Source organism: Streptomyces sp. CB03234 (genome assembly GCF_001905885.1).
Classification (GTDB): Bacteria; Actinomycetota; Actinomycetes; order Streptomycetales; family Streptomycetaceae; genus Streptomyces.
In genome coordinates, this window is the sequence record NZ_LIYH01000003.1 from 762,856 (window position 1) to 774,890 (window position 12,035).

The following is a 12,035-nucleotide window of genomic DNA, read 5'->3' on the forward strand; positions in this document are numbered from 1 at the left end:
GCGGGTGCCGTTTCACGCGGCGGCGCGATAGGCCCCGGCCCGGTGCAGCAGCCGCAGGTACGCGTGGGCCTCGGGCAGGGTTTCCAGCAGGATCCGCTGCTGCCGCTTGACCCGGGCGAAGTGCTCGTCGGCGGCGTGCCGGGCGGCCGGGGCCGCCTCGATGCCGGTGCGGTGGCCGGGCGGGCCGGCGCGGAACGCGGACAACAGCCGGAACGCCTCCTCCTCCCCGGGCTCCGGGGCCAGTCCGGCGTCGTACGCGGCCAGGGTCTCGGCAGCCGTACCGGACCGCGCGCCGGCCTGCCTGGCGCGCCAGAAGGACGTGTCGGCGCGCGGGGTGGCCGCGTAATGCAGCCGCACCAGGTCCAGCCGGCGCCGGCAGCGGTCCGCGAACGCCCGGTTGAAGCGGGCGGCGGCCACCTCACGCGCGCCGGCCGCCGCCGGCAGGTCGCGGAGCAGTCGCGCCAGCGTGTCCAGCACGTCGTCGAGCGCGTCGGTGGCCAGCGGCTCGGTGCAAGCGGCGGCCGAACCCAGCGCGACACAGTTGCCCACCCAGGCCCGCCGCAGCCGGCCGGTCCGGCAGCGCAGCAGGCGCAGCGTGGCCCGTTCGGGGTCGGCGCCCCACAGCGCGCACAGCCACTCGGCGGCGCGGCCGGGGTCCGTGAGCGCGCGGGCGAAGACATACCCGGTGCCGAACCGTCCGGGCAGCGGCGTCTTCCACGCCCATCCCTCCGGCATCGCCAGCGTCGTGCCGAACGGCTCGACACCGCGGGCCTCGTCGTCGTGCTCCAGCGTGGCCGTGACCGTGCTGTCGCACAACAGCTCGTCGTCAGCGCCGAGGTACGGCTCGTCCAGCAGCCCGGCCACCAGTATCCCGGCCTGGCCGGAGCAGTCGAGGAAGACGTCCCCGCGCACGGTCCGGCCGCGTACGGTGCGCAGCTCTGTCACCGTGCCGGCGGCGTCCCGCTCGACGGCGCACGGCATGTCGTGCACGGCACGCACTCCGAACCGGCCCACGGCCAGGTCCCGGAGGTATCCAGCGAACCGGACGGCGTCCAGGTGCCAGCCGTACGGAAGTGCGGCCCGGCCGTCCAGCCAGCGCGGCGCCTTGCCCGCGTCCAGCAGCAGCGGTTCGCGGAAACAGGCGTAGTCGAAGGGTTCCGCGGCCGTGCCGGACCGCCAGGCGTCGTGCAGCGAGAACAGCCCGCAGTCCGGCAGGTCCGCGTAGAGGCGGTGGAAGTGGTCGCTCCCGCCGCCGGACAGCCGCCGCGCGGCCGGCTCGCCCGCTCCCTCGGTGCGCCAGTTCACGTACCGCACGGTGGTCCGGAAGGAGGCGTGGCAGGCCCTCGCCCAGTCCTCCTCGGCCGCACCGAGGTGGTCGAACAGCTCGCGCTGGAGGCCCGGGCCGGCCGTGAGCACCGTCCCCGTGTCCGCCGTCTCGGCGACCTTCCGGGGATCCTCCAGCACGGTGACGCGGACCGTGCCGGGGAAGGCGGCGGCGATCCGCGCGGCGGCGGCCCAGCCCGCCACCGACCCGCCGACGACCACGACCGACCCGACCTGACTGCCTTCACTGTCCATGCGCGCAACGTGCCGCCGCCGACTCCGGAACGTCTGTACGGCGCCTGTACCGCCTCTGTACGGCCTTGATCCGGCGCTCCAGAGCGGCTCAGGGCCGCGTCATGAACCTCCGCCGAGGGTGTGGCTGCGGGACCTGAACCGGCCCGCCGAATTCCCACCGGAGGCCCGATGCCCCAGGATCAGTCCGTCGCGTTCGTCCCGCCCGTCCCGGCCGCCGCCCAGCCCCACCCGCTCGGCGTCCTCACGGAGATCGAGCACCGCAACTCCGAGGCCCAGGAGGCCCGCCTCCGCGAGCACGCCTCGCCGTGGGCCGAACTCCTCGTCCAGTACGTGGACGCCCTGAACGGACTCATCGCGAAGCAGCCCCACGAGGACGGCCTGCCGGATCTCCGGGGCCTGGAGGACGGCCACGCCGGCGGCTGCGGCTGACCGCTACGCCCTTACGGCGAACGCCCCGTGACCTGTTGTCAGGGGGCGTGGTGGACAGACCGGCCGTCGTGGCGGGCCGCGTGCGGCTCGCTCAGACGGTCACGGAAGCCGCACCTTCGCGGGCGTAGAGGCGGACCAGGGAGCTGAGGCGGTACGACGGGAGGCCGTCGGGGGTCGGGCCGGCCGGGGTCAGGAGACGGGCGTCGGAGAGCTGGTCGAGCAGGTCCTCGGCCTCGTCCGCCGGTACGCCGAGCAGCGCGGCCGCGTCCCGGGCGGTGGACTCGACCGGCGCCGACGCGGCCAGGACGACCAGGGCGTGGCGGGCCTCGTCGGACAGCCGGGCCACCGCGGCGCGCAGGCCCGCGCGGACGTCCAGCCCGCCGAAGGAGAGTTCGTCCAGCCGCCGGTCCGGGCGGGCCAGCCGGGCCGCGAACCGGGCTGCGGGCCAGTGCGGCCGGGCCGCGAGCCGGGCCGCCGCGATCCGCAGGGCCAGTGGTAGCCGGTCGCAGCACTCCGCGATCCGGGCGGTCGACTCCGGGTCGTCGGCGAGCCGGCGCGCCCCGGCCACGGTGGCCAGCAGGGCCGTCGCCTCGGCCGGCGCCAGCGGGTCCAGCCACACCATCCGGGCGCCCTCGACACAGGCGAGAGTCGGGCACGTACCGGTGATCAGGGCCCGCGTGCTGCCACTGCCGGGCAGCAACGGAGCCAGCTGCCGGTCGTCGGCCGCATTGTCCAGCACGACCAGCACCCGCCGCCCCGCGAGGAGTTCCCGGTAGCGCCGGGAGCGAGCGGCCGGCCCGGCGGCCGGTCCAGGCTCGTCGCCGAGCGACCGCAGGAACCATCCCAGCACCTCCCCCGGGTCGCGCGCCCTGCCGTCCTCGGCCCGCAGGTCGGCGTACAGGGCCCCGTCCGGGAACTCCTCCCGGCACCGCTCGGCCGCCCACAGCGCCAGGGCGGAGGCACCGCCCCCGGGCGCGGCCGTCACGACCACGTCCCGCCGGTCCCGCAGGGCCGCCAGCACCTCCGCGACCTCGGCGGCCCGCCCGGTGAAGTCCCGCGCCGCCGCCGGAACCTGGTACCCCAGGGGGGCGGCGAAGACGCCCGAGGCACCCGGGGCCGCCTGCGGTACCGGGCCCGCCGAAGTGCCCGGTACCGCCCGTACCGTCACAACGGCCGGGGCAGCCGGGAGGCCCGCGGCAGCCGGTGCCGCCGGGTGGGCGGGTGCGGCCGAGTGGGCCGGCGCGGTCGAGTGGGCGGGCGCCCTGCGCTCCGGGGCCGCCGGGCCGGGAAGGCGCCCCGTGAGCACGGCCAGGTGCAGCGCCCGCAGTTCGGGGCCCGGGTCGATGCCCAGTTCGTCGGCGAGGGTTGCGCGGCCCGCCTCGTACACGGCCAGCGCGTCTGCCTGGCGGCCGCTGCGGTAGAGCGCGGTCATGAGCTGCCCGCGCAGCCGCTCGCGCAGCGGGTGAGCGGTGACCTGCCGGGTGAGCTCGGCGACGTACTCCTGGTGGCGGCCGAGGGCCAGGGCCGCCTCGGCCAGGTTCTCCAGGGCGCCGAGGCGAGCCTCCTCCATACGGGGCCCTTCGGCCCGGGCCAGCTCCTCGGTGACATCGGTGAGGGCGGGCCCGCGCCACAGCGCGAGCGCCCCGCCGAGGCACCGCTCGGCCTCGGCCCAGCGCCCTTCGGCCAGCGCGGCACGGCCTGCCGCCGCGGCCGAACGGAAGACGTCCCAGTCGAACGCGGCACCGCCGGTGTCCATACGGTAGCCCGCACCGACCCGCTCCAGGCCGCGCCCGGCGCCGAGCCGGGTGCGCAGCCGCGACACATACGTATAGAGCCGACCCGTCCCGCCGGCGGGCGGCTCCTCTCCCCACACCAGCGCGGTCAGCCGCTCATCCGTCAGCACCTTGCCGCCGGCCAGCAGCAGGGCCGCCAGCACGGTGCGCTGCTTGCTGCCGTCCAGGGCGACCGCGCGGCCGTCGCGCTCGGCCGACACGGGTCCGAGGACCCTGAAATCCATCTGGCCCTCCGGGCGTCACGGGCCCGTGCGCCAACGCCGGACCATCTGCCGCGAAAAGCTATCGACCTGCGGTTCTCACCCGCCCTCGAACCGATTTCGACGGCGCGAAAGCACATTGAAACCGACCCGACAGTGCGGCTGCCTAGATTTCTCCGCACACCGAGGGGCACGCGCCCCGCACAGGCGGAACACATCGCACCACTGAGGCAGGACACCATGGAGCTCACGTCGCAGAAGTCGCTCGCCGGTACCGCCGCCGCCCTGATGCTGACGGTGGCCGCCCCGGTTGCCATCATGGTCACCGCCGTCACGGCCGCCCCGGCCACCCTCGCGGGCGACGACCCCTGGATGTCGGTGCCCAGGAGCGCCTCGAAGCTCCCCGCCGGCTCCCCTGCCGGGGACGACCCGTGGCTCGGCGCGCCCCTCACCGCCCAGGGCGACGACCCGTGGATGTGACCGGGGAACGGGCCCGGCTCACCCGTTCTGTCCGGGGCCGGCGCCGCATCGGCCGCCACCCGCTGCGCACCCTCCGTCGGCGCGCCGCCCGCGCCTGCCGGCCACTCACCTCATACGGCTCGCCGTCTCACGGCTGAACGAGCGCCAGCGGCTCCCACACGTCGGCGAACGCGTCGTCACGCAGCCGCTGCATCAGTTCCGATACCCGCGCGGGCCACCAGGCCGGCACCCCGGGCCGGGTGAAGAGGTCCATCGCCGTCCGGAAGCGGTCCGCCGCACCTGACCGGTCCCCGCGCAACGCCAGCACACACCCGAGATCGACGCTCGCGCGCGCCTCGAGGAAGTGGTCCGGGACCTGGCGTGCCGCCAGCAAGCCTTGGGCGAGTACCGACTCGGCCTCCTCCAGTCGCTCCTGGCACCACAGTGCCTCGCCCAGCGCCCGCAGGGCATGGGCCTCACCACGCCGGTCGTCGCTCTCGCGGACCAGCTCCAGCCCCCGCCGGGCGGCGTCCTCGGCGCGCTCCCCGTCGCCCTGGTTGGTCAGCGCCTCGGCCAGGCGCAGAATGCTCTGCGCCTCACCCCGTACGCTCCCGATGTGCCGGCTCCTGGCCACCGCCTCGGCCGACAGCAGCAGGCTCGACTGGGGCCGGCCCCGCTCCAGCTCGATCAGCGCCAGAATGTTGAGCACGTAGGCCTCGGCGTAGTGGTCGCCGGTTTCACGGAAGATCTCCAGCGACTGCCGGCCCAGCTCCACGGCCCGGTCCAGGTTCCGGTGGTGGCGTTCGCACAGGGCGAGGTTGCGCAGCACCAGGGCCCGCCCCTCGGCCTGGCCCCGCTCCTCGAAGACCTCCAGGGCGCGGACCAGCCGCTCCCGGGCGGAGGCGTAGTCCCACTGCACGATGTCGAGCGTGGCCAGGGACTGGAGGATCGCCGCCTCGCCCAGCTCGTCGCCGGTGTACCGGGTCACCTCCAGGGCCCGGTCGCCGCAGTAGCGCCACTCCTCCAGGTAGTTGCGGTTCTGGAAGAGGGTGGTGCTGGTGGTCGCGAGGTCCCAGGCGTACGCGGACTCGCCGGCCCGGGCCGCCTGGTCCACCAGCATGGGGATCGCGGCGCCCTCGCTCTCGAACCACTCCATGGGGTCGGCGAGCAGGCTGTCCACCAGGTGCCCGGGCAGCGGGTGCAGCGCGGCATCGCTGTGGATGAGGGTGAAGTCGCCGCCGTAGACCCGGCGGTGGGCTTCGGCGGCCAGCCCGAGCCAGGCGCCCAGCGCCCGGCGCAGCACGGCCTGCCGCTCCTCCTCGCTGTCCTCGGCGAGCGCACACTCGCGGGCGAAGAGCCGGGGCAGGTCCTGGAGCCGGTAGCGGACGTGGCCGCTGGCCGAGGACAGCGGCGTGGCCAGCTGGGCGTCCACCAGTTCCTCGATCAGGTCCTCGGCGTCCAGCGGGTCGATGTCCAGCAGCGCGGCCCCGGTCCAGGCGGCGAAGTCGGGCACGTCGAGCGCGCCGAGCAACCGGAACATGCGGGCGGCGGGCGCGCGCAGGTCGCGGTAGCTGAGCCGGAGGCCGGCCCGCACCCCGCGCTCGTCGGGACTCAGCTCGTCCAGCCTGCGGTGCTGGTCCTCCAGCCGGGACACCAGCGTGCGCACCGACCAGTGCGGCTTGGCGGCCAGCCGGGCGGCGGCGATCCGCAGGGCCAGCGGGAGCCGGTCGCACAGCTCGCTGAGCCGGGCGGCGGCGGCCGGGTCGGCGCCCAGCCGCTCGTCGCCCGTGACCCGGGACAGCAAGGTGATCGACTCGTCCTGCTTCAGCGCGGTGAGGTGCAGCTGCACCAGGTCGTAGTCGCCGGCCAGCGCGCCACCCATGCTGTCGCGGCTGGTGACCAGGACGCAGCAGCGGCCGGTACCGGGCAGCAGGGGGCGGATCTGTCTGAAGTCGCGGGCGTTGTCAAGGACGATCAGGACCCGCCGCCCGTCCAGGACACTGCGGTACAGCGCCGTCCGCTCGTGCTGGTCGGCGGGGATCTGCGGGCCCGGGACACCGAGCGCGCGCAGGAAGCGGTCGAGCACGGCGCCGGGGCGGCGCGGCGCCTCCTCGGCGTCGTAGCCGCGCATGTCGGTGAAGAGCTGCCCGTCGGGGAAGCGTGCGGCGACCTGGTGGGCCCAGTGCAGGGCGAGGGCGGTCTTGCCGACGCCGCCGATGCCCGCGATCGCTCCCACCGGCAGCGGCTCGCCCTGGTGGTGTTCCAGGAGCCGGTCCAGTCGGGCCAGTTCGCTGTTGCGCCCGGTGTACGAGGCGACCCGCGGCGGCAGTTGCGCGGGTACGAGCGGGGGCTGCTGGGCCGACTGCGCCGGAGCAGCGGTGCCGGCGAGCGTGAGCGCCGGGGAGTCGGCGAGAACGCCCTCGTGCAGTTCCTGGAGCGCCGGGCCGGGGGCGATGCCCAGTTCGTCGGCGAGCAGCCGGGCCCCGACCCGGTAGGTCTCCAGCGCTTCGGCGCGGCGCCCGGACCGGTACTGGGCGAGCATCAGGTAGCTCAGCGCCTGCTCGCGCAGCGGGTGCTCGCGTACGTAGGCGGTCAGCTCCCCGATGACCTCGCGGTGCTGGCCGGCCTGCAGGAGCAGGCCCATGTACTCCTCGTACGCGTCGAGCCGCATCTCGGTGAGCCGGGCCGCCTCGGCCTCGATGCGTTCGGAGCTGACACCCTCCAGGGCCGGTCCGCGCCACATCGCGAGTGCTTCCTCGAAGTGGCCGCAGGCGGCCTCGTGGTCGCCGCGCCGGGCGGCCTCCCGGCCCAGGGCCACGCCCTCCTCGAACTCGACGGCGTCGATACGGTGCTCGCCGGAGAAGAGCATGTAGCCGGGGTGGCTGGTGACCAGCACGTCCTCGGCGCCCGCGGCGGTCTTGATGGCCCGGCGCAGCGCCGAGACGCAGATGGCGATCTGATTGCGGGCGGTGGCGGGCGGTTTGCCGTGCCAGACCGCGTCGGCGAGGGCGTCGACGGAGACGACCCGGTCGGGGGAGAGCAGCAGCATCGACATGATGGTCCGCTGGCGGGCGCCCTGGAGTACCACCGGTATCCCGCCGGCGCTGATGTTCAACGGCCCCAGGATCCGGAACACCACCTGAAGCACGGACGACCGCCTCCCGACCTCGCGGTCGCGGCGGACTTCCCCCGCGACCGATTCATACCGCTTCTCACGCTCTGGTAGTGATTAGCAAGGTGCGGCAGGGAGCTGCAACGACACTGGCAGTTTGCTGCCGTCGGGACCGCCGGCGGGCGCGCTCAGCCGCGGGCGCGGGCCATCCATGAGACCGGCGGGACGGTGGCGGGCCGGTCCCAGTCGGCCGCTTCCCCGGTCGGTACGGCGGTCTCGCCCTGGCCGCCGGTCCGGGCGCCGGATCCGGCGGCCAGGGCGGTGAGCAGGGCGGTCACCGCCGCTGCCTCCTCCGCGTTGGGAGCGCCGCGGATGATTTTCAACAGGGCGGGGCCGAGCGGCCCCTCGAAGGCGTTCTCCGGCATGACTGACACCTCACATCGGGGGGTTTCCGTGCTTGCGGGACGGGATCGGTGCGTGCTTGGCGCGCAGCATCCGCAGCGCGTCGATCAGGACGGAACGGGTCTGGGCCGGGTCGATCACGTCGTCGACGAGTCCGCGCTCCGCCGCGTAATAGGGGTGCATCAGTTCGGCCTTGTACTCCTTGATCTTCTGCGTCCGGAGTCCCTCGGAGTCGTCGGAGGCGGCGATCTCCCGGCGGAAGACCACGTTGGCCGCGCCTTCGGCGCCCATGACGGCGATCTCGTTCGCCGGCCAGGCGAAGGAGAGGTCCGCGCCGATGGAGCGGGAGTCCATGACGATGTACGCGCCGCCGTAGGCCTTGCGCAGGATGACCTGGACGCGGGGGACGGTGGCGTTGCAGTACGCGTACAGCAGCTTGGCGCCGTGCCGGATGATGCCGCCGTGCTCCTGGTCCACGCCGGGCAGGAAGCCGGGCACGTCCACCAGGGTCACCAGCGGGATGTTGAAGGAGTCGCACATCTGGACGAAGCGGGCGGCCTTCTCCGACGAGTGGATGTCCAGCACCCCGGCGAAGGACTGCGGCTGGTTGGCGACGATGCCGACGACGCGGCCGTCGAGGCGGGCGAGGGTGGTGACCACGCTGGTGGCCCACCGCTCGTGGACCTCCATGTGCTCGCCGTCGTCCACGATCTCCTCGATGACCCGGTGCATGTCGTAGGGTCGCGAGCCGTCCAGCGGCACCAGGTCGAGCAGGGCCTCGGCGCGGCGGTCGGCGGGGTCGCCGGCCGGGACCGCGGGCGGGGTCTCACGGTTGTTCTGCGGGAGCATCGACAGCAGGTACCGCACCTCGGCGATGCAGGTCTCCTCGTCGTCGTAGGCGAAGTGCGCCACGCCGGAGGTCTCGGCGTGCACGTCCGCGCCGCCCAGGCCGTTCTGCGTGATCTCCTCGCCGGTCACCGCCCGAACCACGTCCGGGCCGGTGATGAACATCTGCGAGGTGTCCCGGACCATGAACACGAAGTCCGTCAGGGCGGGGCTGTAGGCCGCGCCGCCCGCGCACGGGCCGAGCATCACGCTGATCTGCGGGATGACGCCCGAGGCACGGGTGTTGCGCTGGAAGATGCCGCCGTAGCCCGCGAGGGCGGAGACGCCCTCCTGGATACGGGCGCCCGCGCCGTCGTTGAGGGACACCAGCGGCGCCCCGGCGGCGATCGCGAGATCCATGATCTTGTGGATCTTCTGCGCGTGAGCCTCGCCCAGCGCGCCGCCGAAGATCCGGAAGTCGTGGGCGAAGGCGAACACGGTGCGCCCCTCGACGGTGCCCCAGCCGGTGACCACGCCGTCGGTGTACGGCCGCTTCGCCTCCAGGCCGAAGCCGGTGGCACGGTGCCGGCGCAGCTGCTCGACCTCGTTGAAGGATCCCTCGTCGAAGAGGAGGTCGAGCCGCTCCCGCGCGGTCAGCTTCCCCTTGGCGTGCTGCGCCTCGGTGGCCGCGGCCGCTCCGTCGAGGACCCCGGCGCGGATCCGCGTCAGCTCCTCGACCTGGTCATGCATGGTCATGCTCGACAACTCCCTTGCTGTGGAGGGCGGCTCAGCTGCTGCGCAGGGCGACGTAGTCGCAGAGCAGGTCCAGGGCGCGGCGCGCCGGCAGCGGCGGCAGCACCTCGAGGGCCTCGCGGGCCAGGTCCAGCCGCTGGTGCATCAGGCCGACGGCCCGCTGCCGCGCCGGGGCGTCCCGGAACAGCTCCAGCGCCCTACGGTGGTCGGCGGGGTCGGTGACGGCTCCACCCGTCAGCAGGGCGCGCAGCTCAGCGCCCTCGGACGAGTCGTCGGCCCGGGCCAGCAGCGCCGGCAGGCTGGGCACCCCGGCCAGCAGGTCCTTGCCCTGCTCCTTGCCGGTGTCACCGGGGGGCGCCGTCAGGTCCAGCAGGTCGTCGGCGATCTGGAAGGCGGCGCCCAGGTGCTCGCCGTACGTGCTCAGAGCGGCCGTGTACGCCTCGGGCGCCCCGGCCTGGAGGGCGCCGATCTCCAGCGCCATGGCCAGCAGGGCCGCGGTCTTGCCCGCAGTCACCTGGAAGTAGTGGGAGACCGGGTCCTCGCCGGGCGCGGGGCCGACCAGTTCGCGCATCTGCCCCGAGACCAGTCGGCCGGCGGTCCGGGCGTTGACGCGCAGCACCTGCGGCCCCAGGCCGGCGGCGAGCTGGGCGGAGCGCGCCAGCAGCCAGTCCCCGCCGAGCACGGCCGTGCGCTCGCCCCAGCGGACATGGGCACTGGGCACGCCATGCCGGGTGGCCGCCGCGTCCATCACGTCGTCGTGGTAGAGCGAGGAGACGTGGACCAGTTCGACCACCACGGCGGCCTGGAGCACTCCGTCGGTCCACCAGTTGCCGAACTCGGCGCCGAGCACCACCAGCAGGGGGCGCAGCCGCTTGCCGCCGACCCGCACCACATGGCTCGTCAGCTCCGCCACCCGGACGTCGGGGGCGTCGGCGGCGGAGTCCTGGAGCCGCTTCTCCGCCGCCGCGAGCCGATCGGCCACACGCCTTTCGAACTCGGGCTCATTCATGTCGAGCCGGGCCAGTACAGCGGATGCCTCAGGCACCCGGTCGGATATTCGGTCCGCGCTCAACTGCCCGCTCGCCACGGCAAAACCCCTCTGTCGTGCCACCGTCCGGAAGGCCCTTCCTTCCCGGAATGGCCCATCGTCACAGCAACTCTCGCATCCGGCCGAATTCCGGAGAACAGCCATGTCAGGAAGGTGCCAATACCCGCCCCTCGCCGTACGCACAAGAAGATTGCCCCCTTCCTGCCAACCTTCCCCGCACCTGGTCCGGTGGGGAATTTCCGCCGTTACGCTCGCATCGAAGAACTCGATGAAGGAGTGGAATTGTCCAAGCGCATCGTCGGCGTCCTGGTGTCCGCGGCCGCTCTCGCGTCCGTGATGAGCGGAACCGCCACGGCGGCACCCGCCGGGACCCCGGCACCGAGCCCGGCCGCTCAGTCCTGCGACGGAGTGAAGCTCTCCGGTTCGCTGCCCGCCCCGCCGGCCGGCCTGGCCGTGGTCCAGGACGTCACGATCGGGGAGGACTGCAAGCCCGTGCTGGGCAAGGTGCGTTACGTGCCCGCCACCGACGCACCGGCCGGCGCGAAGGCCGCGCGGTCCGCCGCCGCACCGGCCTCCCGGGAGGGGGCCCGGTCCGCGGCGGCCGACACCGACGGGACCCGCACGTTCCGCTCCTGGAACGAGATGTTCGACTGCTGCAACATCCGCATGACGGGGCTCTACACCACGTCCACCTTCAGCACGGCGGGCGGCCGGGTCTCCTCGGCGACCACCGAGGCCCGCCAGGAGTGGAACCGCGAGCCGTGGAACGCGGGGTGGAACCTGGCCTCCTCGTCCAAGACGGACGACTGCGTCACCGACTGCTCCGTCGTGAACTCCGCCGCGCACGCGGAGTTCACGTACAAGGGCGTCTTCGACGCCTTCGGCGGCTGGTACGCCAACTCTCACGACTCCTATGTGCAGTTGAACGCCGACTCCAGCGCCACCTGCACGTTCGACGTGGAGCTGAAGCACACCTTCATCGGCTGGAACTGGCAGCGCGGCTGCGAGTGAGCCACGGCATGTCAGTGCCAGGCCACCCGCACCGCGGGATCCAGCAGCCAGCCCGCCACCTCGGGCCAGCCGGTCACCCGCACCCCGGGGCGCAGCGCGGCCTCATCCAGGCCGCGCTGCACCAGGGAGAACAGGTCGGCGGTCAACTCGCCGCCCTCCTTCTGGAACAGGTCCAGCTCCCGGTCGCTGTCCGGCACGGCCAGCGTGACGCCTTCCCCGACCAGGAACAGCAGGACGGCGTGGCCCGTCAGCACCTCCATGACGGCGTCCGCGCGAAATCCGTCCGGCGGTGCGTCCGTCCCACGGGTCTCCACCAGCAGCAGCCGCACCCCTGCCGCACCGCTGCCCGGGTTCCCGCTCCGGCCCCCCGTACCGGTCCTTCCGCGGCTCGTTTCCATCGACTCCTTTCCTTTCAGGAGAATCCG

The 12,035-nt window shown here is 73.9% G+C and carries 10 protein-coding genes; 3 read left to right on the forward strand and 7 right to left on the reverse strand.

The annotated features are described in order from the left end of the window. Positions 1 to 12 precede the first annotated feature (12 nt). Positions 13 to 1,578 (reverse strand): tryptophan 7-halogenase, encoded by a 1,566-nt coding sequence (locus AMK26_RS16380; protein ID WP_073755360.1) that lies wholly within the window; start codon positions 1,576 to 1,578, stop codon positions 13 to 15. Positions 1,579 to 1,746: 168 nt separating this feature from the next. Between AMK26_RS16380 and AMK26_RS16385 the strand changes: the two genes are divergently transcribed. Beyond that, positions 1,747 to 2,007 (forward strand): DUF6269 family protein, encoded by a 261-nt coding sequence (locus AMK26_RS16385; protein WP_073755361.1) that lies wholly within the window; start codon positions 1,747 to 1,749, stop codon positions 2,005 to 2,007. 91 nt (positions 2,008 to 2,098) lie between these two features. Here AMK26_RS16385 and AMK26_RS16390 read toward each other — a convergent pair whose 3' ends face one another. Further along, a complete protein-coding gene (locus AMK26_RS16390) occupies positions 2,099 to 4,024 on the reverse strand; it encodes an AfsR/SARP family transcriptional regulator (protein ID WP_073755362.1) in 1,926 nt (641 codons plus the stop codon). A gap of 216 nt (positions 4,025 to 4,240) precedes the next feature. Between AMK26_RS16390 and AMK26_RS16395 the strand changes: the two genes are divergently transcribed. Beyond that, on the forward strand, positions 4,241 to 4,480 hold the full coding sequence (locus AMK26_RS16395) for a hypothetical protein (RefSeq protein ID WP_073755363.1): 240 nt from the start codon (positions 4,241 to 4,243) through the stop codon (positions 4,478 to 4,480). A 127-nt stretch (positions 4,481 to 4,607) separates the two neighbouring features. On the opposite strand, the gene AMK26_RS16400 is transcribed toward AMK26_RS16395, so the two are convergent. The 4 genes from AMK26_RS16400 to AMK26_RS16415 all read right to left on the reverse strand — a co-directional run bounded on the left by AMK26_RS16400 (position 4,608) and on the right by AMK26_RS16415 (position 10,533). After that, the gene (locus AMK26_RS16400) at positions 4,608 to 7,607 is read right to left on the reverse strand and encodes an AfsR/SARP family transcriptional regulator (protein WP_079277621.1); all 3,000 of its coding nucleotides are present in this window, start codon (positions 7,605 to 7,607) and stop codon (positions 4,608 to 4,610) included. Positions 7,608 to 7,759: 152 nt separating this feature from the next. Then, a complete protein-coding gene (locus tag AMK26_RS16405) occupies positions 7,760 to 7,996 on the reverse strand; it encodes an acyl-CoA carboxylase epsilon subunit (RefSeq protein WP_073755364.1) in 237 nt (78 codons plus the stop codon). Positions 7,997 to 8,006: 10 nt separating this feature from the next. Then, positions 8,007 to 9,548 (reverse strand): acyl-CoA carboxylase subunit beta, encoded by a 1,542-nt coding sequence (locus tag AMK26_RS16410; RefSeq protein WP_443333166.1) that lies wholly within the window; start codon positions 9,546 to 9,548, stop codon positions 8,007 to 8,009. A gap of 37 nt (positions 9,549 to 9,585) precedes the next feature. Then, the gene (locus tag AMK26_RS16415) at positions 9,586 to 10,533 is read right to left on the reverse strand and encodes a polyprenyl synthetase family protein (RefSeq protein WP_241837926.1); all 948 of its coding nucleotides are present in this window, start codon (positions 10,531 to 10,533) and stop codon (positions 9,586 to 9,588) included. Between the two features lie 342 nt (positions 10,534 to 10,875). Here AMK26_RS16415 and AMK26_RS16420 point away from each other — a divergent pair, with 342 nt between their 5' ends. After that, a complete protein-coding gene (locus AMK26_RS16420; RefSeq protein ID WP_443333162.1) occupies positions 10,876 to 11,610 on the forward strand; it encodes a hypothetical protein in 735 nt (244 codons plus the stop codon). A gap of 11 nt (positions 11,611 to 11,621) precedes the next feature. Here the strand turns inward: AMK26_RS16420 and AMK26_RS16425 are convergent, their stop codons facing one another. After that, entirely contained in the window at positions 11,622 to 12,008 is a 387-nt protein-coding gene (locus tag AMK26_RS16425) for a hypothetical protein (protein WP_073755367.1), read from the reverse strand. Positions 12,009 to 12,035: the final 27 nt, after the last annotated feature.

Excerpts from the sequence above, each read along its gene's own strand:
- AMK26_RS16395 (WP_073755363.1), top strand. The coding sequence starts at position 4,241 with ATGGAGCTCACGTCGCAGAAGTCGCTCGCCGGTACCGCCGCCGCCCTG.
- AMK26_RS16425 (WP_073755367.1), bottom strand. The coding sequence starts at position 12,008 with ATGGAAACGAGCCGCGGAAGGACCGGTACGGGGGGCCGGAGCGGGAAC.
- AMK26_RS16380 (WP_073755360.1), bottom strand. The coding sequence starts at position 1,578 with ATGGACAGTGAAGGCAGTCAGGTCGGGTCGGTCGTGGTCGTCGGCGGG.
- AMK26_RS16390 (WP_073755362.1), bottom strand. The coding sequence starts at position 4,024 with ATGGATTTCAGGGTCCTCGGACCCGTGTCGGCCGAGCGCGACGGCCGC.
- AMK26_RS16385 (WP_073755361.1), top strand. The coding sequence starts at position 1,747 with ATGCCCCAGGATCAGTCCGTCGCGTTCGTCCCGCCCGTCCCGGCCGCC.
- AMK26_RS16405 (WP_073755364.1), bottom strand. The coding sequence starts at position 7,996 with ATGCCGGAGAACGCCTTCGAGGGGCCGCTCGGCCCCGCCCTGTTGAAA.
- AMK26_RS16410 (WP_443333166.1), bottom strand. The coding sequence starts at position 9,548 with ATGCATGACCAGGTCGAGGAGCTGACGCGGATCCGCGCCGGGGTCCTC.